General features: G+C 38.8%; 23 protein-coding genes and 1 pseudogene. All 24 read left to right on the forward strand.

The window, feature by feature from the left end; all coding sequences use genetic code 11:
• A pseudogene (locus tag ACQRD1_RS07630) lies at positions 1-704 on the forward strand (polyphosphate kinase 1); the annotation flags it as partial.
• A gap of 509 nt (positions 705-1,213) precedes the next feature.
• Positions 1,214-1,495, forward strand: coding sequence for a sporulation protein YqfC (gene yqfC, locus ACQRD1_RS07635; RefSeq protein WP_235231424.1), 282 nt, complete (start codon positions 1,214-1,216; stop codon positions 1,493-1,495).
• Positions 1,496-1,511: 16 nt separating this feature from the next.
• Positions 1,512-2,768: a sporulation protein YqfD gene (locus tag ACQRD1_RS07640; RefSeq protein WP_235231425.1), complete on the forward strand. Its 1,257-nt coding sequence runs from the start codon at positions 1,512-1,514 to the stop codon at positions 2,766-2,768.
• A gap of 3 nt (positions 2,769-2,771) precedes the next feature.
• Positions 2,772-3,779, forward strand: coding sequence for a PhoH family protein (locus ACQRD1_RS07645; protein ID WP_235231426.1), 1,008 nt, complete (start codon positions 2,772-2,774; stop codon positions 3,777-3,779).
• Positions 3,776-4,270 carry an rRNA maturation RNase YbeY gene (ybeY, locus tag ACQRD1_RS07650; protein ID WP_235231427.1) on the forward strand — a complete coding sequence of 165 codons (495 nt, stop codon included), beginning with the start codon at positions 3,776-3,778 and terminating at the stop codon, positions 4,268-4,270. The genes ACQRD1_RS07645 and ybeY overlap by 4 nt, the downstream gene beginning before the upstream one ends.
• A 12-nt stretch (positions 4,271-4,282) precedes the next feature.
• Entirely contained in the window at positions 4,283-5,953 is a 1,671-nt protein-coding gene (locus ACQRD1_RS07655) for a putative polysaccharide biosynthesis protein (protein WP_235231428.1), read from the forward strand.
• Between the two features lie 2 nt (positions 5,954-5,955).
• Positions 5,956-6,777 carry a pyridoxamine kinase gene (locus tag ACQRD1_RS07660; RefSeq protein ID WP_235231429.1) on the forward strand — a complete coding sequence of 274 codons (822 nt, stop codon included), beginning with the start codon at positions 5,956-5,958 and terminating at the stop codon, positions 6,775-6,777.
• Between the two features lie 46 nt (positions 6,778-6,823).
• Positions 6,824-7,204 (forward strand): hypothetical protein, encoded by a 381-nt coding sequence (locus ACQRD1_RS07665; protein ID WP_235231430.1) that lies wholly within the window; start codon positions 6,824-6,826, stop codon positions 7,202-7,204.
• Positions 7,205-7,323: 119 nt separating this feature from the next.
• Complete coding sequence (locus tag ACQRD1_RS07670) at positions 7,324-7,545, forward strand: DUF896 domain-containing protein (protein WP_235231431.1); 222 nt, start codon at positions 7,324-7,326, stop codon at positions 7,543-7,545.
• A complete protein-coding gene (locus ACQRD1_RS07675) occupies positions 7,514-8,089 on the forward strand; it encodes a 5-formyltetrahydrofolate cyclo-ligase (RefSeq protein ID WP_235231552.1) in 576 nt (191 codons plus the stop codon). The genes ACQRD1_RS07670 and ACQRD1_RS07675 overlap by 32 nt, the downstream gene beginning before the upstream one ends.
• Positions 8,090-8,094: 5 nt before the next feature.
• Positions 8,095-8,277 carry a DUF4250 domain-containing protein gene (locus ACQRD1_RS07680; protein ID WP_235231432.1) on the forward strand — a complete coding sequence of 61 codons (183 nt, stop codon included), beginning with the start codon at positions 8,095-8,097 and terminating at the stop codon, positions 8,275-8,277.
• On the forward strand, positions 8,243-9,682 hold the full coding sequence (gene miaB / locus ACQRD1_RS07685; protein WP_235231433.1) for a tRNA (N6-isopentenyl adenosine(37)-C2)-methylthiotransferase MiaB: 1,440 nt from the start codon (positions 8,243-8,245) through the stop codon (positions 9,680-9,682). Before ACQRD1_RS07680 ends, miaB begins: the two co-directional genes overlap by 35 nt.
• Before the next feature lie 78 nt (positions 9,683-9,760).
• Entirely contained in the window at positions 9,761-10,177 is a 417-nt protein-coding gene (locus tag ACQRD1_RS07690) for a putative ABC transporter permease (RefSeq protein WP_235231434.1), read from the forward strand.
• Positions 10,178-10,257: 80 nt separating this feature from the next.
• Positions 10,258-12,906, forward strand: a complete 2,649-nt coding sequence (mutS, locus tag ACQRD1_RS07695) for a DNA mismatch repair protein MutS (protein WP_331472969.1) — start codon at positions 10,258-10,260, stop codon at positions 12,904-12,906.
• A 3-nt stretch (positions 12,907-12,909) separates the two neighbouring features.
• On the forward strand, positions 12,910-14,841 hold the full coding sequence (gene mutL, locus ACQRD1_RS07700; RefSeq protein ID WP_235231435.1) for a DNA mismatch repair endonuclease MutL: 1,932 nt from the start codon (positions 12,910-12,912) through the stop codon (positions 14,839-14,841).
• Positions 14,842-14,843: 2 nt separating this feature from the next.
• Positions 14,844-15,785 (forward strand): tRNA (adenosine(37)-N6)-dimethylallyltransferase MiaA, encoded by a 942-nt coding sequence (miaA, locus tag ACQRD1_RS07705; protein ID WP_235231436.1) that lies wholly within the window; start codon positions 14,844-14,846, stop codon positions 15,783-15,785.
• The gene (locus ACQRD1_RS07710; RefSeq protein WP_235231437.1) at positions 15,779-16,072 is read left to right on the forward strand and encodes a hypothetical protein; all 294 of its coding nucleotides are present in this window, start codon (positions 15,779-15,781) and stop codon (positions 16,070-16,072) included. The genes miaA and ACQRD1_RS07710 overlap by 7 nt, the downstream gene beginning before the upstream one ends.
• Positions 16,073-16,100: 28 nt before the next feature.
• Positions 16,101-17,387: an aminotransferase class I/II-fold pyridoxal phosphate-dependent enzyme gene (locus ACQRD1_RS07715; protein WP_235231438.1), complete on the forward strand. Its 1,287-nt coding sequence runs from the start codon at positions 16,101-16,103 to the stop codon at positions 17,385-17,387.
• A 14-nt stretch (positions 17,388-17,401) separates the two neighbouring features.
• Positions 17,402-18,625 carry an NAD(P)/FAD-dependent oxidoreductase gene (locus ACQRD1_RS07720; RefSeq protein ID WP_235231439.1) on the forward strand — a complete coding sequence of 408 codons (1,224 nt, stop codon included), beginning with the start codon at positions 17,402-17,404 and terminating at the stop codon, positions 18,623-18,625.
• A gap of 26 nt (positions 18,626-18,651) precedes the next feature.
• Positions 18,652-20,277 (forward strand): NAD(P)/FAD-dependent oxidoreductase, encoded by a 1,626-nt coding sequence (locus ACQRD1_RS07725; RefSeq protein WP_235231440.1) that lies wholly within the window; start codon positions 18,652-18,654, stop codon positions 20,275-20,277.
• Positions 20,278-20,383: 106 nt separating this feature from the next.
• Entirely contained in the window at positions 20,384-20,644 is a 261-nt protein-coding gene (locus tag ACQRD1_RS07730) for a DUF4321 domain-containing protein (protein ID WP_235231441.1), read from the forward strand.
• A gap of 36 nt (positions 20,645-20,680) precedes the next feature.
• A complete protein-coding gene (gene radC / locus ACQRD1_RS07735; RefSeq protein WP_235231442.1) occupies positions 20,681-21,373 on the forward strand; it encodes a RadC family protein in 693 nt (230 codons plus the stop codon).
• 15 nt (positions 21,374-21,388) lie between these two features.
• Positions 21,389-22,411, forward strand: a complete 1,023-nt coding sequence (locus ACQRD1_RS07740) for a rod shape-determining protein (RefSeq protein WP_235231443.1) — start codon at positions 21,389-21,391, stop codon at positions 22,409-22,411.
• A 1-nt stretch (position 22,412) separates the two neighbouring features.
• Positions 22,413-23,291: a rod shape-determining protein MreC gene (mreC, locus tag ACQRD1_RS07745; protein WP_235231444.1), complete on the forward strand. Its 879-nt coding sequence runs from the start codon at positions 22,413-22,415 to the stop codon at positions 23,289-23,291.
• Positions 23,292-23,294 lie beyond the last annotated feature (3 nt).

Consider the following 23,294-nt stretch of genomic DNA (forward strand, 5'->3'; position numbering starts at 1 on the left):
ATATTACACAGATCGGAACCGGAAACTATAACGAAAAAACTTCTAGACTTTATACAGATTTATCATTAATGACATCCAACGTGGATATTGGTATAGAGGCTTCTAATGTTTTTCAGGCACTTGCAAAAGGGGAAGTCATAGAAAAATCCGAACATCTTCTTGTAGCACCCAAATGTCTTCAGAATAAAGTTCTTGAGATGTTGGACGAAGAGATCGCACATGCAAAAAGTGGAGAGGAAGCTTATGCTGGTTTTAAACTGAATTCATTGACTGATAAGAAGATCATCGATAAATTAATAGAAGCATCCAGTGCCGGTGTTAAGATTGATATGATCATTCGAGGAATCTGTTGTCTGATTCCAGGAATTGAAGGAAAGACAGATAATATTCGTATTATCAGTATCGTAGGAAGATTTCTGGAACATTCCAGAATCTATATATTTGGATCTGGTGACCGAAGAAAATACTATATTGCATCTGCAGATTTTATGACCAGGAACACAGTAAGAAGAGTAGAAGTTGCGGCACCAGTCTATGCAGAGCATTTAAAAGAAGAATTGCAGAACATGTTTGATATTATGTTAAATGATAATCAAAAAGCAAGGCAATTGTATCCGGATGGTACATACCGGAGAGTAGAGAATGATCAGAAACCTCTTAATTCACAGGAAAAATTTTATGCAATGGCATATCATGAAGAATAGACACGAACAATGTTGAAACTTGCGAATTCTTTTTCTGTATAACAATAAAAAAATCCTGTACAATAATATCATATTTATTGAATGATAGGAGGATTTGATACAATGCAGGAAAAAGAAGTATCACTGTGCACGTGGATTCATCATATCGCGACAGTTACAGGAATATATGCCGGTTTATACCAGTTAATGACAAAGGAATTGAACTGTTGGAGAAAAGGAGGGCTGATTCTTTTTACATCGTTTCAGTCCTGGGCAGGCATTAAAATCCTTAGAGATGCTGTCACAGGTATTCCCAGATTTCGGCAGGTCTGTGACAGCATACATAATCTAACCAATGATTCAGGGCAAAGGCAAAGAATACTCTGGTTACTGACAATTGCCTGTATTTTTTATAAATGTATGATTCCTTGTCAGTTAGGTTCAAAGTGTTCCGTAAGAATAAAAAGGAGGCATGCATAATCTTCATACTCGCCACATAGATTATTATAAATTCTGCGAGTGGCATTTCTATGAAATCAAATAACGATCATTTCCTTCGAAATAAAATAGCTGAGTTATCCGAATTGCCAAAGGATGTTGTCATGGGAATGCCGGTATTGACTATCCTTGGACAAAATGAATTGTGTCTGGAGAATTATAGAGGAATTATTGAATACACAGATTCTTTAGTACGCATTCAGACAAAAACCGGGCAGATTCGCATCTTTGGAAAAAATCTACATGTCATCTATTATACGAACGACGAGATGAAGGTAAACGGACAGATTTTGTCCGTTGAATATCAGCATTAAAAAGGAGGATATTAAGTTGCTGCCAAAGATCATTCGATACATGAAAGGGTTTATTCGAATACGGGTCACCGGGTACTCAACAGAACGTTTCCTAAATGCATGCTGCCATAAAGGAATTTCGTTATGGGAACTACAGCCGGTGCAAGGCGCTTATGAAATGAATATTTCAATTCAGGGATTCCGACAGTTGAAACCGATTATCAGAAAGACTGGAACAAAAGTGGTAATTGTAAAAAGACTGGGGCTTCCTTTTTTTTTACACAAATATCACAGACGAAGATTTTTCATTGCAGGTGCTTTCATCTGTGTTTGCCTTACCATCTTGATGTCGCATTACATATGGAATATCAACATCACTGGAAATCAGACATATACAGATGATACATTATTGAAATTTCTTGCAGAAAAGAATGTTGCAAATGGAATGCCAAAATCCGAAGTTGATTGTGACCGAATCGTAAAAGATATTCGAAAAGAATATGATGATATCATCTGGGTATCTGCATCAATTCAGGGAAGCCGCCTTATCATTCAAATCAAAGAAAATGAAGATTCTATGGACACTTCTACGATCACATCAGATAATACTACAGAAATATTACCAACCGATATCATAGCTGATCACGACTGTGTTATTACAGAGATTATTTCAAGAAATGGTGTACCGGCTGTAGAAAAAGGAACCGAAGTAAAGCAGGGAGATATTTTGGTGTCCGGTCAGGTTCCTGTCACCGATGATTCTGGTGAAATAATCAGCTATCAATATTACGAAGCAGATGCCGACATTCGTGGACGGACCACAATTGTATATCAAGAAAAGATGCAGATGACATATGAAGAAAAGGAATATCTATCTGTAGAAAAAGAAGAATATTATCTAAGTATTGGTAATTATAGATTACGATTTGCATCTATCCATAATCAGTATGACTCATGGGAAATGCACGGTTGGGAAAAACAGTTAAAGTTTGGGGAAAACTTTTATCTTCCGGTTTTTTATGGAATCAGAGACGCAAAACCGTATAAATCAATCAATAAAAAATATTCAACAAAAGAAGTTCAACAGATATTATCCGATAAATTTGAGGAATATTGTAAGGATTTGGAGAAAAAAGGGGTAGAAATTATTGAGAATGATGTTAAAATATACACAGAGTCTGAAAAGGCCGAGGCACGGGGAACATTAACTGTTATTATGTCGATCGGCACCTCAGCTCCTTCTCAATTATTGGAGATTCCAGTGCAAGAAGAACAAGATGAGTCAGGAGAATAACGAATGGGATTAATGGAAGCAGTCATTGACATACCGGCTGAGCATGAAAAGAATGTATTTGGCCAATTTGATGCTTATGTAAAAAAAATCGAGCGGACACTTCACGTAACTTTAATTGCAAGAGGAGAAAGTGTAAAAATCATGGGAGATGCTGCCAATGTAGAAAGAGCACGAAATGTGCTGGGACAATTGGTGGAATTATCTCGCAGGGGCAACACCATTCAGGAACAGAATGTAGATTATACACTTGCTCTCGTTATGGAAGACAGTGAAGAGAATGTGTTAGAAATCGATAAAGATATTATCTGTCATACCTTACAAGGGAAACCTATCAAACCAAAAACTCTTGGTCAGAAGAAATATGTAGATGCAATACGAAAGCAGATGATTGTATTCGGCCTTGGACCGGCCGGTACAGGAAAGACATATCTTGCCATGGCAATGGCAATTACTGCTTTTAAAAATAATGAAGTAGGAAGAATCATCCTGACACGTCCGGCAATTGAAGCTGGCGAGAAATTAGGATTTCTTCCAGGAGATCTGCAGAGTAAGATTGATCCTTATCTTCGACCACTCTATGATGCCTTGTATCAGATCATGGGAGCAGAGAGTTTTATAAAGAATTCAGAAAAAGGACTGATTGAGGTTGCCCCATTGGCATATATGCGTGGCAGAACTTTAGATAATGCTTTTATTATTCTGGATGAGGCACAGAACACAACGCCAGCGCAGATGAAAATGTTTTTGACGAGAATCGGATTTGGATCTAAGGTTGTAATTACCGGAGATGCCACGCAGAAAGATCTTCCATCCGGACAGATATCTGGACTTGACGTAGCAACATCCGTTGTAAAAAATATTGATGATATAAGTATCTGCCATCTTACCAGTAAAGACGTAGTTCGGCATCCATTGGTACAAAAGATTGTAAAAGCATATGAAGAATATGAGAAACACGAGATTCAAAACCGTAACCGGTCAAAGAACAGAGAGAAGAGGCGAAGATCATGACACTGTATTTTGAAGAAGAAGGCGAAGTAAAGCTTCCGTTGGAATGTCAGCAGATTGCGCAACAGGTGGTTGAAGCTGCCTTAGATTATGTGGGATGTCCGTATGAGGCTGAAGTGAATCTCTTGCTTACAATGAATGAACAGATTCATGAGATGAATCTGCAGTTTCGTGGGATTGATCGTCCTACAGACGTATTGTCTTTTCCATTGATTGATTATCCAATTCCTGGTGAATTCGATTTTCTGGAAGAAAGAGATGATTGTTTTAATCCGGAATCAGGAGAACTTTCTCTGGGCGATATCGTTATCTCTAAAGAAAAGGTTCTGACTCAGGCAGAAGAATATGGTCATTCTGTGTTGCGAGAATATGCTTTTTTAATTGCTCATTCTGTGTTACACTTAACTGGTTATGACCATATGGAAGATGAGGAACGTCAGATTATGGAAGAAAAACAGAATGAGATCATGAATATATTAAATATTTTACGATAAGATGGAGTTATTATGGCAAAACAACAAAGTAGAAAAGAAAAAAATTTTCTGGTTCAGGGTTCTATCCTGGCAATTGCCGGGGTAATCACTAAGCTGATTGGAGCAGTTTATAGAATTCCTCTTACCAATATCGTTGGAAGCGAAGGAATGGGGTATTATAACGTTGCATTTTCTATCTATACGGTAGCTTTAATGCTCACCTCATACAGTCTTCCTCTTGCTGTCTCAAAACTGGTATCGGCCAGAATCGCTGTAGGGGAATATCGGAATGCATATAAAGTATTCAAATGTGCCATGGCTTTTGCATTGATTGCAGGAGGGCTGGTTTCTTTAATTATATTTGTGAGTGCAGACTTTATCGCAACAAATATCATGTCCATGGAAATGAGTGTATATGCGTTGCGTGTTCTTGCTCCATGTATACTGATTGTTGCTTTGTTGGGAGTTTTAAGAGGGTTTTTCCAGGGAAATGGCTCCATGGTTCCAACCGCAGTTTCTCAAGTGTTGGAACAGATCGTCAATGCAGTCATGTCTGTTGTTGGCGCATATCTGTTGCTTAGCGCAGGAAAAAATATTGCGGAAACAAGAGGAAATCAATCGTTTGGTCCAGCTTATGCTGCTGCAGGCGGTACCATAGGTACGATTTCTGGTGCATTTTTTGCACTCTTAGTCAGTGCAGTCATTTATTTTGCTTATCAGAAAATATTTAAGCGTAAAATAAGACGTGACCGCTCGCGCCATAGGGAAAATTATAAAAAATTATCCAGAGTTCTTCTCCTCACGATCGCACCAGTCATCCTGAGCGCAACCGTTTATAATATCAGCGACTTTTTAGACACCGCAATCTTTAATAATATTATGGCTGCTCAGGGATATAAGAATGAAGAATATGCCAGTTTAATGGGAATGTTCAGCAGTCAGTACAGTACTTTGGTGAACGTTCCATTATCTGTTGCAAGTTCTCTTGCAGCTTCATTGATTCCAAGCCTTGTTACAACTGTACAGACGGGAAATCGCAAACAGGTACATAATAAGATTCATACGGTTACCAGATTCAATATGATGATTGCAATTCCATGTGCTGCTGGATTTCTAATTCTTGCAAAACCAATTATGGATCTGTTGTTTTACACGGAAGATAATGCAACAGCAGCTCTAATGTTACAGATGGGTTCTATTTCTGTTGTATTTTTCTGCTTGTCCACTGTAACGAATTCTGTGCTTCAGGGACTTGATGACATGATTACTCCTGTCAAAAATGCAGCAATTTCTCTATTAATTCATGTCATATCTCTAATACTGATGATGGTCATCTTCAAATGGAATATCTATGCAGTTGTATTAAGCAAGATTGTTTTTTCTGGTGCTATCTGTATCTTGAATGCTCATTCTCTGAGAGAACGGGTTGGTTATGTTCAAGAAAAGAAACGTACTTTTGTGATTCCAGTGATAGCGTCTGCTATTATGGCTGTGGTGACGATTATTATTCATTTGTTGTTTGAACTATTTGCTGGTGAGAGTATTGCCACAATTATTGCATTACTTGTAGCTGTCGTTACATATGGTGCATCACTTGTATTGCTCGGTGGAGTAACAGAAGAAGAGATGCTGGAAATGCCAAAAGGAACAACCTTAATATCTCTATGCAGAAAATTACATTTGATAAGAGGAGAATACAGATAAAAATGAGACCAGTAAAAAAAGTAGCTTTGCTGCATGATCTGTGTGGCGTCGGAAAAGCTGCACTTATGAATATGATGCCGATATTAAGTGTAATGGGAATTGAAGCATGTCCGATTCCAACAATATTATTATCCACTCATACCGGTGGATACAAAACGCCGGCTATTTCACACATTCCAGGAGATTATATCCGTAATTGTGCTGATCATTATAAAAAAGAACAGATCTCTTTTGATGCTATATTTATCGGTTATCTAGGAAGTGTACAGATCATAGATTCTGTTATCTACTTTATTGAACAATTTCCAGATACCATGGTAATATTCGATCCAATCATGGGCGATCATGGACAGTATTATTCTAATTTTGATGCTTCTTATGGAAAGGCTATGAGAAAACTGCTGCCTTATGCAGATGTTATTCTCCCTAATTTAACGGAATGTTATCTTTTAACCGGGAAAGAATATCAGATTACTGGAAACCATCGAAATGTCTTGCCATTATGTAAGGAATTGCGTAAATACGGAAATTTTGATATGGTTATCACCAGTGTCCCAAAAGATGACTGTAAAAAAGGAATTGTACTTTATGAAGATAACGCATTCCTATATATTGGAAATGGTGAAGTTTTAAGTGAATATCATGGCACTGGGGACGCGTTTGACGGAATGTTTTTGTCAAAACTACTTCAGGGTTATTCATTGTTAGAAAGTGTACAGGCTTCCCATGCTTTTGTATGTGCGTGCATTCAGGAAAGCCAAAAATTCGATTATCCTGAACGAGAGGGTCTCTTGATCGAAAAAACTTTGCGTAGACTTGTATAAATCAGGAATTTTCAGCCAATACTGTACTAAAAAAGGAGTTGTCCTTATGAAAAATAAGTATGGTATTGGTTTTTTTGTAGTCATGATCATTGCTTTTGTTTTAATCGCAGGAGCTTATCAATCAAGTTATCAAAGATCAAAAGAACTTGCTCAATCAAAAGTTACCGAAGAAAAAACAGAGAAAGCGGCAACATCTCTGGAACCTTCTGTTGCAACGGAAGGACAGGCACTTAAAGATGACTGTTTTTATCTGATGGAAGTTAATGGATATGTAGTCGTATATTTAAGTGATAAGAAGACGCCTTATGAATATACAGATATTTTATATGATGAACTTCCAGGCACTCTGCGTGAAGAAATAAAAAATGGAAAATATATCGAAGACACCGAAGCTTTATATGGATTCCTGGAAAATTATTCCAGCTAATATACTCTTTACGATAAATCTAACATTTTGGAAAAAGAAAAGCAGTGGACTTCTAGGAAAAGATAGTGTAAGATAAGTATCGTAATTTCTTAGAAACCAGATAAGGAAGGACAAAAGATATGGACGAAAAAAAAATCGCAAGAATTAATGAATTATATCACAAATCGAAAGCCGAAGGATTGACAATCGCCGAACAGAAAGAACAACAAATATTACGAAGAGAGTATATTGACTCATTTAAGCGCAACCTTCGCAGCCAGCTTAATAACATTTCCATCAAGGAAGCGGATGGAACAATTACAGATTTGGGTGAGAAATTTGGAAACCAAAAAGGAAATTAGAAAAAAGATTAGCCGACTGAGACAGGAATTGGATCCTCTTATATGGCAACAAAAAACAGAATCCATCGCATCAGCGGTGATTTCCCATCCGTGGTTTAGAGAGACAACCGATATTTATAGCTATGTTGATTGCCATGGAGAAACCGGTACAACTAAGATAATAGAAGAAGCCTGGCGATTGGGGAAAAATGTTTGGGTTCCGAAAGTTATTGGCGCTGAAATGATTTTCTGTCATATCAGCAGTATACAAGAGCTGCGGACAGGGGCATATGGCATATTGGAACCAGAAACAGACTGGATATCTGAAGGGACCGAGGGATTGATGATCATACCGGGAGTCGCTTTTGACAGCAGCTTCCATCGAATTGGTTATGGCGGTGGTTATTATGACCGATATCTTGCCGCACATCCAAGACTTCGTACAATGGCCATTGCCTTTGATTTTCAGATTTTTCAACAGATTCCTCATGAGACACATGATATCCAGCCGGAAGTACTGATTACAGAGACAAAAATATGCCAGAGAGAATACTATGAGGAGTAAGTGATATGCAGACAGGATTACCAAAAGATCCTATGCTTTTGCTGAGTGTGGTAAATACGAAAATCAGAGATTATTACCATACTCTGGATGCATTATGCGAGGACATGAATGTAGAAAAAGATGAGATTATATGCAAACTGAAAGGAATTGATTATGAATATGACGAATCAAAACATCAATTTGTCTAATGAGATACCGGATAAGGAACCTGAGCGTCAATATTATTACATAGAAAAAGCCAAAGAATATATTCAAAAAAAATCCCAGGAGATTGGACGACCGCTTACCTTTTGTGTAACCACATTTGGTTGTCAGATGAATGCCAGGGATTCCGAAAAATTACGCGGAATTCTATTGGAAATCGGCTATATAGAAGCATCTGAAGATATCGCCGATTTTGTTATCTACAATACCTGTACCGTTCGTGAAAATGCAAATACACGAGTTTATGGACGTTTGGGACAGTTGAAGCCAAGGAAGAAAAAGAATCCTAATATGATGATCGGTCTGTGTGGATGTATGATGCAGGAACCGGAAGTTGTGGAAAAGCTTAAGAAAAGTTATGGTTTTATTGATATTATTTTTGGGACTCATAACATTTTTAAATTCGCAGAACTAATCGTAACACGTCTGGAATCCCAGCGTATGATCATTGACATCTGGAAAGATACAGATCAAATCGTAGAAGATCTTCCAAATGAACGAAAATATTTCTTTAAGTCCGGAATTAACATTATGTTTGGCTGCAATAATTTCTGCAGTTATTGTATCGTCCCATATGTCAGAGGAAGAGAACGCAGCCGTGAACCCCAGGCAATCATTCGTGAAATTGAGCGATTGGTTGCAGACGGTGTAGTGGAGGTTATGCTGTTAGGTCAGAATGTAAATTCCTATGGTAAGAATCTGGAACAGCCGATTACATTTGCGCAGCTTCTCCAGGAAATTGAAAAGATTGACGGTCTTGAAAGAATTCGTTTTATGACTTCACATCCGAAGGATCTGTCTGATGAATTGATTGAAGTCATGGGAAATTCGAAAAAAATCTGTAAACATTTGCACTTGCCGGTTCAATCAGGCAGTACCAGAATACTTCAAAAAATGAATCGCAGATATACAAAAGAACAGTACCTGGAATTAGTAGATAAGATTCGGAAAGCTGTACCAGATATATCTCTGACAACAGATATTATTGTCGGTTTTCCGGGTGAAACAGAAGAAGATTTTCAAGAGACGCTTGATATTGTACGCAAAGTCCGCTACGATAGCGCGTTTACTTTCATCTATTCAAAAAGAACAGGAACTCCGGCTGCAGTCATGGAAGACCAGATACCGGAAGACGTAATCAAAGATCGTTTCGATCGTCTGCTGAATGAAGTGCAGACCATTGCATCGGAAGTATGTGCTGTTCATGAAGGAACTACTCAGCAAGTTTTGGTGGAATCTGTCAGTGAACATGACAGTTCAATGGTAACCGGACGTCTAAGTAACAATCTCCTGGTACATTTTGCAGGAAGTGAAGAATTAATAGGACAGCTGATAGACGTACATTTGACAGAATGCAAGGGCTTTTACTATCTCGGAGAGAAAATCTAGTCAAGAAATATATACCACCTATATTATGAATCAAAAACGCTCACACTATGTATGAACAACAAAGTGAGGGCGTTTTTTATGAGAAAATTAAGTGAGTATTTATTCTTATGGACTCTGGGAGGAAGTATATATTATCTGTTTGAAGTCGCATTTCGAGGTTTTTCCCACTGGACCATGTTTATACTAGGTGGAATCTGTCTTGTGTTTTTTACTATACAAGGCCAAATGGTTCATTGGAAAGATCCTTTATGGCGCCAGCTTCTTCGTTGTGTGATCTTTGTCACTGCAATGGAGTTCATTACCGGGATCATCGTTAATAAATGGATGAACTGGAAAGTCTGGGATTATTCCGATCAGCCTTTTCAGTTGTTTGGACAGATTTGTCTGCCTTTTGTAATCATATTTTCAGGACTATGTGTCTGTGGAATTTTTCTGGGAGGTTATCTCTCTTATTGGTTATATGGTGAAGAAAAGCCTTATTACCATGTATTATAAATGAGAAATTCTATCTTTCTTATTTTGAGAAGAAATGATATAATAAAATGTAAAAATGTTAGCAAAAGAGGAGAATTAACGTGGCGGAATTAACACCAATGATGCAGCAATATATGGAGACAAAAAAGGAATATCCTGACTGCATCTTGTTTTATAGATTGGGAGATTTTTATGAGATGTTCTTTGATGATGCAATTACTGCATCCAGGGAACTTGAAATTACATTAACCGGAAAAAACTGTGGCCTTGAGGAACGTGCACCAATGTGTGGCGTTCCTTATCATGCTGTAGATGGTTACTTGAACCGCCTTGTATCTAAAGGTTATAAAGTTGCTATCTGTGAACAGATGGAAGATCCAGCCACAGCAAAAGGACTGGTCAAAAGAGACGTTGTTCGTATTGTGACGCCAGGAACTAATCTGGACACACAGTCATTAGATGAAACGAAAAATAATTATATTATGTGCGTTGTCTATATAGCCGATCGTTATGGATTATCAGTAGCGGATGTTACAACCGGAGAATATCTGGTGACAGAATTAGGTGACAGCGAAAAATTATTTGATGAAATCTATAAATTTATGCCCTCAGAGCTGATATGCAATGAGGCTTTTTATATGAGTGGCATGGATCTGGAACTATTAAAAGAAAAGTTAGGCATCACAATCTATTCTTTGGATGCATGGTATTTTGATGATGCCATCTGTCAGCGGACTTTAAAAGAGCATTTTCATGTGAATGTAGTGGAAGGTCTGGGACTTGCGGATTATGACTGTGGAGTCATTGCAGCTGGAGCACTGCTTCAATATCTGCTGGAAACACAAAAAAGAGATTTATCTCATATTACCAAATTATCTGTATATGCTTCTGGAAAATATATGCTTCTGGACAGTTCAACAAGACGAAACTTAGAACTATGCGAGACATTACGAGAAAAGCAGAAAAGAGGATCTTTACTCTGGGTACTGGATAAAACTAAAACGGCTATGGGAGCGCGAACTCTGCGTAAATATATTGAACAGCCATTGATTGATCGCAAAGAAATCGAACGTCGACTGGATGCTGTAGATGAGTTGAAGAATAACGCAATCTCACGGGAAGAAATACGAGAATATCTTTCTCCAATCTATGATCTGGAACGATTGGTCTGCAAGATTACTTATCAGTCTGCGAACCCAAGAGATCTGATTGCATTTGAAAGCTCATTGTCCATGCTTCCGCATATAAAATACATTCTTCAGGAAATGAAAGCACCACTCTTACACGAGATCTATGAAAATCTTGATACATTGGAGGAATTGTGCGATCTGATTCAAACAGCAATTCAGGATGATCCGCCACTTGCTATGAAAGAAGGCGGAATCATAAAAGATGGTTACAATGAAGAAGTAGACCGACTCCGATCAGCAAAATCAGATGGTAAAGAATGGCTTGCAAAATTGGAAGCAGATGAGCGAGAAAAGACAGGCATTAAAAACCTTCGTATTCGTTATAATAAAGTATTTGGTTATTATCTGGAAGTTACCAATTCTTTCAAGAATCTGGTGCCTGATTATTATACTCGTAAGCAGACACTTGCAAACGCTGAACGATATATCATACCAGAATTAAAAGAACTTGAAGATACTATTTTAGGTGCAGAAGACAGACTGTATGCATTAGAATATCAGCTTTATTGCGAAGTACGCGATCAGATTGCAAAAGAAATTCTTAGAATTCAAAGTACTGCTCATGCCATCGCACAACTTGATACATTTGCCTCAATGGCGTTGGTCGCCGAGAGAAATCAATATGTAAGGCCTAAGATCAATGAAAAAGGTGTGATCAATATCAAAGATGGACGTCATCCAGTTGTAGAGAAGATGATTCCAAATGACATGTTTATCGCCAATGATACTTACCTGAATGATAAGAAAAACCGTATTTCAATTATTACTGGTCCTAATATGGCAGGAAAATCTACATATATGCGTCAAACAGCGTTGATTGTATTAATGGCACAGATTGGATCTTTTGTTCCGGCTGCCAGTGCAGACATCGGACTGGTAGATCGTATTTTCACCCGAGTCGGAGCCTCTGATGACCTGGCTAGTGGACAAAGTACTTTTATGGTAGAAATGACAGAAGTTGCTAATATTTTAAGAAATGCGACGAATAAAAGCCTTTTGATTCTTGATGAGATTGGGCGAGGGACCAGTACCTTTGACGGATTAAGTATTGCCTGGGCAGTGATCGAACATATCAGCAACAGTAAGCTATTAGGAGCAAAGACACTTTTTGCAACCCATTATCACGAACTTACAGAACTAGAAGGCAAAATTGATAATGTAAATAATTACTGTATCGCTGTCAAAGAAAAAGGAGATGATATCATCTTTCTTCGTAAAATTGTAAAAGGAGGCGCAGATAAGAGCTATGGAATTCAGGTGGCAAGACTTGCCGGAGTGCCGGATTCTGTGATTCAGCGTGCGAAAGAAATCGTAGAGGAACTGGTTCATGCAGATATTACAGAGCGTATCAAAGATATAGCATCTCATGGACATGAACAACCTAAAGCGAAGCCAAAACATTATGATGAAGTAGACCTGGCACAGATGTCTCTGTTCGATACTGTAAAAGATGATGATGTAATTGATGAAATCAAAAGTCTTGATATCAGTAATCTGACACCGATTGAAGCTTTAAATACCTTATACCAATTACAGAACAAACTAAAAAACAGGTGGTAAAACATGAGCAAGATACACGTATTAGATTCGGTAACCATTGATAAAATCGCAGCAGGAGAAGTTATTGAACGTCCCGCGTCTGTTGTGAAAGAATTGGTTGAAAATGCCATTGATGCAGGTGCTACAGCAATTGTTGTGGAAATCCAGGATGGGGGGATCGATTTGATCCGCATTGCTGATAATGGATGCGGAATCGGAAAAGAAGATGTTCCAAATGCATTTTTGAGACATTCCACCAGCAAGATTCGCTCTGTTGATGATCTGGTACACATCGGTTCTCTCGGATTCCGCGGAGAGGCGTTGTCCAGTATTGCAGCAGTTTCTCAGGTAGAATTGATTACAAAGACAAAAGAACAGACCTTTGGAACACTTTACCGCATCTCCGGCGGAAAGGAAGAGGAGCTGGATGATACAGGAGCAAAAGATGGAACTACATTTTTGATTCGACAACTCTTTTATAATACACCAGCAAGAAGAAAATTTTTAAAAACTCCTATGACAGAAGCAAGCCATGTTGGTGACTTAATGACAAAAATGGCATTGTCTCACCCTGAGATATCATTTCAGTTCATCAATAATCAGCAATCCAAGCTGCATAGTTCAGGTAATGGCAATTTGAAAGATGTCATTTATCATGTCTACGGCCGAGAGATTGCATCGAATCTTCTGAAAGCAGACTATGAGTCTAATGGAATAAAGATTACAGGATTTCTGGGAAAACCGATAATTTCAAGAGGTAACCGTAATTTTGAAAATTATTTTATTAATGGAAGATATGTAAAAAGTACTATTATTTCAAAAGCTATTGAAGATGCATATAAAGACTTCACCATGCAGCATAAATATCCTTTTACCGTTCTTCATATTGAAATTGATGGAGAACATGTGGATGTCAATGTGCATCCGACTAAGATGGAATTACGTTTTAATAATCAACAGGAGGTTTATAATGCAGTATATACTGCAGTTGATCAGGGACTGCATGCTCAAGAGCTGATTCCTCACGTGGAAGTGTCCATACCAAAAGCGGATCCACCAGTTACACCGCCTATGCCAAAGGAAGTAAAGAACAATGTACCCATGCGTACTGTCCCGGCAAAGTCAACTGAGACAAAAAAAAGTTCATCTGCCCCGCAGCAAGAACGAAATCTCGATTATTTTATGTCAAAGATGCGGGAGCGTGTGCAATCGTATCATAATCAGAATTCTTCTGCGGAAGTTGTTGATCAGAAAAAGATCTTCAAGCCAGAGATACAGGTAGACAGGATTCGTGAAACAGTAAGTTACGCGAAAAAGGAAGAAGAAGCAAAACAATTAGACTTCTTTGAAGAAAAGTTATTAACCAAAGAAGCGAAAAATGAATATAAACTAATTGGACAAGTATTTGAGACATACTGGCTGGTCGAATTCCATGACAATCTCTATATTATAGATCAGCATGCGGCCCACGAAAGAGTTCTGTATGAAAGAACTCTAAAAAGTATGAAGACAAGAGAATTCACATCTCAGATGATCAGTCCTCCGATTGTATTAGATCTAAGCATGCAGGAAGCTGAATTATTGAACCGCTATATGGATCAGTTCACACGGATTGGATTTGAATTTGAGGAATTTGGGCAAGAATCTTATGCTGTCAGAGCAGTTCCGGATAACCTATTTGGAATTGCCAAAAAAGATCTGTTATTACAGATGTTGGATAGTCTTTCTGATGAAATTCACCGTAATCTTTCGCCGGATATGATTGATGAAAAAGTTGCTTCCATGTCATGTAAGGCTGCTGTAAAAGGAAATATGAAATTATCTGCAGATGAAGTAGATTCGCTGATTGGCGAACTTTTGACATTGGAGAATCCATACCATTGCCCACATGGACGGCCAACGATTATTGCAATGAGTAAACGAGAGTTAGAGAAAAAATTTAAAAGGATTGTTTGAATATGAAAAAATCATTAGTAGTTCTAACCGGGCCTACGGCTGTCGGAAAGACCAAAGCATCTATTGGACTTGCAAAAGCAATCGGCGGAGAGATCATATCTGCAGATTCCATGCAGGTATATAAACACATGGACATTGGTTCCGCGAAAATTCGGCAGGATGAAATGCAGGGTATTCCTCATTATCTTGTAGATGAACTGGAACCTTGGGAAGAATTTCATGTAGTACGATTTCAACAGATGGCCAAAAAAGCAATGGAAGAAATCTATTCTCACCACCATATTCCAATCATTGTAGGCGGTACTGGTTTTTATATTCAGGCGTTGCTTTATGATATTGATTTTTCGGAAAATGATGGAGATTTATCCTATCGTCATGAATTGGAAGAATATGCAAGAACATACGGCAATGAAAAACTTCATGAGCGTTTGCTTGATGTTGATCCTAATGCTGCTAAAGAAATTCATGCGAATAATGTAAAACGTGTCATTCGTGCTCTGGAATTTTATTATCAGACAGGAGCGCGCATTTCTGAACATAATGAAAAGGAACGCCAAAAAGAATCACCATATTGTTTTAAGTATTTTGTGCTGAATGATGACCGACAGAATCTATATCACCGCATTGATCAAAGAGTTGATCAAATGCTTCAGGACGGATTGGTAGAAGAAGTAGCACATTTGAAGGAGATGGGATGTACCAGAGAGATGGTATCCATGCAAGGGCTAGGTTACAAAGAAATTCTTGATTATCTGGAAGGTGCCTGCAGTATAGAAGAAGCTATTTACAAAATAAAACGTGACACAAGACATTTCGCAAAACGTCAGCTTACCTGGTTCAAACGCGAAAGACAGGTAAGCTGGATTAATAAGAAAGATTATAACTACGATGAGGAAAAAATATTACATGAGATGATAAAATCTTTGGAAGGAGTCATATGTTAAGAAGATTATTTGGCAGATCTGCTTTTTTAAAAAAGATGAATATATTAATGGAAGTCTATGCACAGTCACAAAATACATCTTCTACTTATAAACAGTTAATGGAATTAAAGCCATTAATCCGTACGGAAGGAGAAGAAGCCTGGTTCCAGCTAAATCGCGCTTCTTTGTTATATGATATGAAACGTTATCGAGAGGCAGCGGATGTGATTGTTGAAATCCAGCCAATAAATCCAGAGTTTAACGCACAGTGCGCAATTGTAAAAACAAAAATTCTGGAAGCATTATAGAGTATTGTAAAAATGGAAAGGGAATATTATGTTAGATGAAAAAGAACATTTATATAAAGAAATTGGCATTCAGCCTAAAGTACTGGAATTTGGTCAGGCCATAGAGGCTGATTTGAAAGAACGCTTTGAAAACATTGATCAGATTGCGGAGTATAATCAACTGAAGGTCATCCGCGCAATGCAGGAAAACAGGGTAGATGCCACATGCTTTAATTATGCCAGTGGATATGGGTATGATGACTATGGTCGTGATACACTGGAAAAAGTATATGCTTCTGTGTTTCATACAGAAAGTGCGTTGGTACGTCCACAGATTACTTGTGGCACACATGCTTTGGCTCTGGCACTTAGTGCGAATCTAAGACCGGGAGATGAACTTCTCTCCATTGCCGGGAAACCATATGATACTTTAGAAGAAGTAATTGGAATTCGTCCGTCGAATGGTTCACTTGCTGAATATGGTATCACTTATGCCCAAGTAGATCTATTGGAAGATGGTAGCTTTGATTATGATAATATTCGCAAAGCTATCAATGAACACACCAAGATTGCTACGATCCAGCGTTCCAAAGGTTATCAGACACGTCCAAGTTTCTCTGTAAAACAAATTGGGGAAGCAATTGCTTTTGTTAAAAAGATTAATCCCGATATCATCTGCATGGTAGACAATTGTTACGGTGAGTTTGTGGAAATTATTGAACCAAGTGATGTGGGTGCAGATATGGTCGTTGGTTCTTTGATTAAGAATCCGGGAGGTGGACTTGCTCCAATTGGCGGTTATATTGCTGGTCGAAAAGACTTGATTGATTCTTGCGGTTATCGGTTGACATCACCTGGATTAGGAAAAGAAGTTGGTGCATCCCTCGGTATTATGCGCTCTTTTTATCAAGGATTATTCCTTGCACCTACCGTTGTAGCAGGTGCACTGAAGGGTGCAATTTTTGCTGCAAATATTTATGAGAAATTGGGATACCATGTGGTCCCGAACGGCACGGAAAGTCGTCATGATATTATTCAGGCTGTAGAATTCGGTATTCCAGAAGGAGTCATTGCATTCTGTAAAGGAATTCAGGCGGCTGCACCAGTTGATTCTTATGTTACCCCAGAGCCATGGGCAATGCCGGGGTATGACAGTGATGTGATTATGGCGGCAGGAGCTTTCGTGCAAGGTTCCTCCATTGAATTGAGCGCTGATGGTCCGATCAAGCCACCTTATGCTGTATATTTTCAGGGAGGATTGACCTGGCCGCATGCAAAACTTGGAATACTGATGTCTCTGGAATATCTGGTCCGAGAAGGAATTGTAACGTTATAAAGTAAGGAGAGCTTATGAAACGAATTGGAATTATCGGTGGTGGTGCCTCGGGAATTATTGCAGCGATCTCAGCCGCCAGATCAGACAGTCATACACAAGTTTTCATTCTTGAACATAAAGATACAATTGGGAAAAAGATATTGGCAACGGGTAATGGACGATGCAATCTGACAAACCAGATAATGGAGGCTACCTGTTACCATAGTGAAAATATTTCCTTTGTAGAAGAAGTTCTGAACCGTTTTGGATATCAGGCAACACTGGATTTTTTTCATTCTCTTGGGCTGATTACCAAATCTCGTGGGAATTATATATATCCCCGTTCTGACCAGGCATCATCCGTATTAGACCTATTGATACTGGAACTGAAACGACTAGAGGTACAGATATATACCGGTGTTCATGTAACAAAACTGGAAAAAAGTAAAAGGGGATTTCGCGTATATACAAAAGAACAGACGTTCCGGGCTGATAAAGTAATTCTTGCCTGCGGTGGAAAGGCATCCAGTGCATTGGGTTCTGATGGGAGTGGATATTCACTGGCCAGATCTATGGGACATTCAATCATACCGGTGTTTCCCGCATTGGTTCAGTTGAAAGTACAGAAGCATCCATTTGCCAAGGCCTCTGGTGTACGCACAGATGCAAGAGTGACCGCCTATGTCAGTGGAAATGAACTGGGTTCTGACACAGGTGAATTACAGATTACGGCATATGGAATTTCTGGAATTCCCGTATTCCAGATCAGTCGTTACATTGCAAATGGATTGTATAACAAACAAAATACAGAAGTGCATATCGATTTTTTGCCAGATATAACACACAGTGAATTCAGGGATTTTCTCTTTGAACGAAAAAACGGGCATGAAGATATGTATATTGGTGATTATCTGACAGGAATATTCAACAAGAAATTAATTCCAAGATTATTAGAACAGGCGCATATTCGTATCCAGACAAAAGTTGGTGATCTCACGCAAAAACAATTACAAACTTTTGTGGATACGTGCAAGAAAACTGTCTTAACCATTTCGGATACGAATGGATTTGAAAATGCCCAGATTTGCGCTGGTGGTGTGTGTACCGAAGAAATATATTCTGCAACAATGGAATCTAAATATGTAGAAGGTCTTTATCTGACAGGAGAATTGCTTGATGTAGACGGTATCTGTGGAGGATATAATCTTCAATGGGCATGGGCAACAGGATATCTGGCCGGTGGCTCTGCCGCATCTTGATCATTACTTCGAAAGGAGAGACATGTATGATAAGAATCAATCAATTGAAATTAGATATTCACCACTCAGAGGCGGATCTAAAAGCGAAGATTCTCAAAACCCTTCGCATAAAGGAGGATGCGCTTCTTTCTTATTCTATTCAGAAGCAGTCTATAGATGCCCGTAAAAAACCGGATCTTTTTTATGTCTATGCGATAGATGTTATAGTAAAAAATGAATCAGCTCTGAAAAAGCACATAAAAAATAAGAACATCTTATTTCGAGAGAAGCCAATTCCTTATACAGTGCATGTAACTGGGACTGAAAAACTATCCTGTCGTCCTGTTATCATTGGCACCGGTCCTGCCGGACTTTTCTGCGGATATCAACTGGCATTACTCGGATATCGTCCAATTCTTCTGGAACGCGGAGCATCTGTAGATGAGCGAATCGCAGATGTAGATAGATTCTGGGAAAAAGGAATATTGAATTTAAATTCTAATGTTCAATTCGGGGAAGGTGGCGCAGGAACTTTTTCAGATGGAAAACTGAATACTCTAGTGCATGATTCACAAGGCCGCAATACTCGCGTCCTTGAAATCTTCGTAGAACAGGGTGCGCCAAAAGAAATTTTATATCAGAATAAACCGCATATCGGAACGGATATTCTGGCCAGGGTTGTAAAGAATATAAGAGCATTTATCCTTTCTCATGGAGGAGAAGTCCATTTTCACACACAAGTAGTGGATATTCAGACTGAAACTTATAATGGTCAAAAAAAACTGACTGCATTAAAGGTTAAGAATTTGTTAGACGGAACATTCAGCATCCTAAATACAAATCTTGCTGTACTTGCGATAGGACATAGTGCAAGGGATACATTTTCTATGCTTTATAAAAATGGTATTCCAATGGATGCAAAGTCTTTTGCTGTCGGTATTCGAATGGAGCATCCTCAAGAAATGATTAATCAGAATCAATATGGAGAGAGGTATTCCAAAGACCTTCCTGCCGCTGCATATAAATTAACTGCCAATCTCCCCAACGGAAGAGGCGTGTATACTTTCTGCATGTGTCCCGGCGGATACGTTGTCAATGCATCTTCGGAATCCGGTCGCCTGGCGGTAAATGGAATGAGTTATCATGCAAGAGATGGACGTAATGCCAACAGTGCCGTCATTGTAACAGTAACACCGGAGGACTACGGAGCTGAAAATGCTCTTTCAGGTGTGGAATTTCAACGAAGACTAGAAGAGAAAGCTTATCAAGCTGGTTCTGGAAAAATTCCAGTACAATTGTTTGCTGATTTCTGTCAAAATCTCCCATCAAAAGAACCGGGAAATATTACTCCGCAGATGAAAGGGGATTACACTTGGACTAACGTAAGAGCCATTTTTCCGGAAGAACTTGCCGCTTCGCTGGAAGACGGTATTAAGACCTTTGAAACCAAGCTTTCCGGGTATTCTCGCCCGGATGCTGTCATTTCGGGCGTGGAGAGCCGTACATCATCTCCGGTGCGTATTCACCGTGATGATACTATGCAAAGTGATTTGTGTGGGCTATATCCTTGTGGAGAAGGTGCTGGCTATGCCGGAGGTATTACATCTGCTGCTATGGATGGCCTAAAAGTTGCAGAATCCATCGCCCAAAAATACCAAATTTTCGACAATTAGTCGAAATGCTTAAGAAATTTTTAATGGGATAAGTCTATACACTGATTCTGAAATATGATAAAATGTAGTGAGTTTTTTAGATAGAGAAAAACGAGGAGGAGTACATATGAAGGGAACAGGAAGCAAGAATGCCTGGTCTTTATTTCTGTTATTATTAACAGGAATTGTGTTGGGAGGTTTTATTGGAATGCTGGCTGAAGGCACTCCAGCTCTTGGTTGGCTGGCCTATGGGCAGTCCTTTGGACTTGAAGAACCGATTGTCCTGAATCTTGGGATACTGGTTCTGACATTTGGCCTTTCCATCAAGATTACCATCGCAAGTATTATTGGCATGATTCTTGCTATTATCATTTATCGTTTCTTATAACTTCTATTATGAGTGTCGTACGAATCTAAAGATAAGATGAATCAGTCAAATACCATGAAAGAAATACCTGAAATGGAACGTCCCTATGAAAAATGCGAACGAAAAGGAGCTGGCAGTTTAAGTGATGAAGAATTGCTTGCTGTATTATTACGTACCGGCACTCATGGTGAAAACGCACTTTCTCTTGCAAGGAGAATTCTTTATCACGCAGGAGAAACAGGAATATTAGGAATCCATCAGTTTAATCTGGAGCGTTTGCAAAAAATTAAAGGGATTGGCAAGGTAAAAGCAATTCAGATATCATGTATCTCAGAACTTGCCAAAAGGCTTGCAAAAGCTTCCTATCAGGATACATTAAGTTTTTCGTGCCCGGAAACAGTTGCAAAATATTATATGGAAGATATGCGGCATGAAAAACAAGAACAGATGAAATTATTAATGTTGAATTCAAGAGCAAAATTGATTGGTGAGACTAATATATCAAAAGGAACTGTAAACGCTTCCTTAATCACACCAAGAGAGCTTTTTATAGAAGCATTACAAAAGAATGCTGTATCCATAATTATTATGCATAATCACCCAAGTGGTGATCCAACTCCCAGCCGTGAAGATATGCTGACAACCAAGAGAATCCTCGATGCAGGGGCTTTGATCGGAATAGAATTGTTAGACCATATCATCATTGGCAATAATTGTTATATAAGTTTCCGGGAGGAGGGAATGCTTTAGAAAGGATCGTATCAAATGGCAAGAAATGTATACGGATTAGACCTTGGTTCTTATGAAATCAAGGTCTATGATAAGAAGAAGGATACTATATGGAAAGAGAAAGATGTCATTGCAATCAAAGATTCACGGGATATTTTTGCCGTGGGAGATGATGCTTTCGAGATGTATGAAAAGGCACCTTCTAATATTGAAGTTGTATTTCCGATGAAAGAGGGAGTCATATCACGATTTAATTATATGCAGTTCCTGCTTCAGAATCTTTTGAAAAAAGGAAGGCAATTTGCAAGAGGTTCCGAATATGTTATTGCAGTGCCAACGGATGTTACGGAAGTTGAGAAAAAGGCTTTCTTTGATCTGGTGATTCATTCTACGGCAAAAGCAAAAGAAGTCAATATTGTTGAACGTGCTATCGCAGATGCTGTGGGACTGAACCTGGATGTTAAGAACACAAAGGGATTGTTTATCGTTAATTTTGGTGGGGAAACTACGGAATTATCTGTAATTGCAGGCGGTGGTATGGTTATGAATCGTCTTCTGAAGATTGGAGGTTCGACTTTCGATCAGTCTGTTGTGACATTAATACGTCACAGCCACGATTTCCTGATTGGAAGACATACTGCTGAAGAATTGCGCAAGAATTTCGGGATTTTTACCAGTGATTCTGATTCTGTTCTTCCGGCGGCAGGACGTGATCTGATTACCGGTGTACCGATGAGAAAACCGATTTCCATCAATCTTGTGAGGTCTGCTATGAAAGATCCTCTTTTGGAATGTGTACATGCGATTAATTCGTTGCTTGACCGTACACCACCGGAAGTACGTAAAGCAATTCATGAGAATGGCATCTTCTTAACAGGAGGAGTGGCCCATACCCAGGGATTGGAGACTTATATCGAAGAGATGGTCGGAATTACAACAAGGACAGCATTGGAACCTGATATCTGTGCTGTGTCCGGTCTAAAAAAGATCATTATGTCAAAAGATTTAAAGAAACTTACTTACTCAATGTTGAATGAAAATTATAGGTGGATGAGATAAAATGAAAATAAAAAATCAATCTTCCCTTTCAAGTAAATACTGGCTCTTGATCCTTGCAGCCATCTGTATCATCCTGCTGGGCATTGAACGTTTTTCAGATGGTGGCGGTCCTTTACGTTTTATTGCTAATTATACAGTAATTCCTATGCAGAAAGGAATCAGTTATGTGGGGCGTTTTATGAGTGATGTATCCGGTAATTTTGAGACCTTAGAAGATGTGAAGAAAGAAAATAAAGAACTGCAGTCTAAGGTTGACGAGCTTACGATTGATAATACCAGACTTCGACAGGAGCAATATGAATTAGAGCGCCTTAGAGAATTATACAAGTTAGATCAGAATTATTCTGACTATGAAAAAATCGGTGCCCATGTAATCGCCAATAATGGGAGTAATTGGTTCAACGATTTTACTATTGATAAGGGGAGCAATGACGGTGTACAAGTCAATTCCAATGTTCTTGCGGGCAGTGGTCTGGCAGGGATTGTAACAGAAGTTGGTCCTGATTATGCCCGCGTACGTTCTATTATTGATGACTCAAGCAATATCAGTGCCATGATGCTTTCTACTTCTGATACGTGTGTTGTTCGAGGTGATCTGGAGCTAATGGCGGACGGAAGAATTCGTTTTGAAAAACTTGCCAATAACGAAAATGAAATCGAAGTTGGAGAGCAGGTAGTAACATCACATGTCAGCAATCGTTTTCTTCAAGGACTATTTATTGGATATGTCAGTGAAATTGAAGTGGATGCGAATAATCTGACACGCTCCGGTTATATTACACCGGCTGTTGATTTCAGTAATTTACAGGAAGTTCTGGTAATCACAACTACCAAGCAGGACTTGTTGGATTCTAAGGATAACAGCAGTAAAGGAGAATAGTCT

It is taken from the genome of Bariatricus sp. SGI.019, assembly GCF_050315235.1.
In the GTDB taxonomy this organism is placed as follows: domain Bacteria; phylum Bacillota; class Clostridia; order Lachnospirales; family Lachnospiraceae; genus JAFBIX01.

Coding starts and splice junctions, on each gene's coding strand:
- yqfC (WP_235231424.1), top strand. CDS start 1,214: ATGAAATCAAATAACGATCATTTCCTTCGAAATAAAATAGCTGAGTTA.
- ACQRD1_RS07645 (WP_235231426.1), top strand. CDS start 2,772: ATGGGATTAATGGAAGCAGTCATTGACATACCGGCTGAGCATGAAAAG.
- ybeY (WP_235231427.1), top strand. CDS start 3,776: ATGACACTGTATTTTGAAGAAGAAGGCGAAGTAAAGCTTCCGTTGGAA.
- ACQRD1_RS07655 (WP_235231428.1), top strand. CDS start 4,283: ATGGCAAAACAACAAAGTAGAAAAGAAAAAAATTTTCTGGTTCAGGGT.
- ACQRD1_RS07660 (WP_235231429.1), top strand. CDS start 5,956: ATGAGACCAGTAAAAAAAGTAGCTTTGCTGCATGATCTGTGTGGCGTC.
- ACQRD1_RS07665 (WP_235231430.1), top strand. CDS start 6,824: ATGAAAAATAAGTATGGTATTGGTTTTTTTGTAGTCATGATCATTGCT.
- ACQRD1_RS07670 (WP_235231431.1), top strand. CDS start 7,324: ATGGACGAAAAAAAAATCGCAAGAATTAATGAATTATATCACAAATCG.
- ACQRD1_RS07680 (WP_235231432.1), top strand. CDS start 8,095: ATGCAGACAGGATTACCAAAAGATCCTATGCTTTTGCTGAGTGTGGTA.
- miaB (WP_235231433.1), top strand. CDS start 8,243: ATGAATATGACGAATCAAAACATCAATTTGTCTAATGAGATACCGGAT.
- ACQRD1_RS07690 (WP_235231434.1), top strand. CDS start 9,761: ATGAGAAAATTAAGTGAGTATTTATTCTTATGGACTCTGGGAGGAAGT.
- mutL (WP_235231435.1), top strand. CDS start 12,910: ATGAGCAAGATACACGTATTAGATTCGGTAACCATTGATAAAATCGCA.
- miaA (WP_235231436.1), top strand. CDS start 14,844: ATGAAAAAATCATTAGTAGTTCTAACCGGGCCTACGGCTGTCGGAAAG.
- ACQRD1_RS07710 (WP_235231437.1), top strand. CDS start 15,779: ATGTTAAGAAGATTATTTGGCAGATCTGCTTTTTTAAAAAAGATGAAT.
- ACQRD1_RS07715 (WP_235231438.1), top strand. CDS start 16,101: ATGTTAGATGAAAAAGAACATTTATATAAAGAAATTGGCATTCAGCCT.
- ACQRD1_RS07720 (WP_235231439.1), top strand. CDS start 17,402: ATGAAACGAATTGGAATTATCGGTGGTGGTGCCTCGGGAATTATTGCA.
- ACQRD1_RS07725 (WP_235231440.1), top strand. CDS start 18,652: ATGATAAGAATCAATCAATTGAAATTAGATATTCACCACTCAGAGGCG.
- ACQRD1_RS07730 (WP_235231441.1), top strand. CDS start 20,384: ATGAAGGGAACAGGAAGCAAGAATGCCTGGTCTTTATTTCTGTTATTA.
- radC (WP_235231442.1), top strand. CDS start 20,681: ATGAATCAGTCAAATACCATGAAAGAAATACCTGAAATGGAACGTCCC.
- ACQRD1_RS07740 (WP_235231443.1), top strand. CDS start 21,389: ATGGCAAGAAATGTATACGGATTAGACCTTGGTTCTTATGAAATCAAG.
- mreC (WP_235231444.1), top strand. CDS start 22,413: ATGAAAATAAAAAATCAATCTTCCCTTTCAAGTAAATACTGGCTCTTG.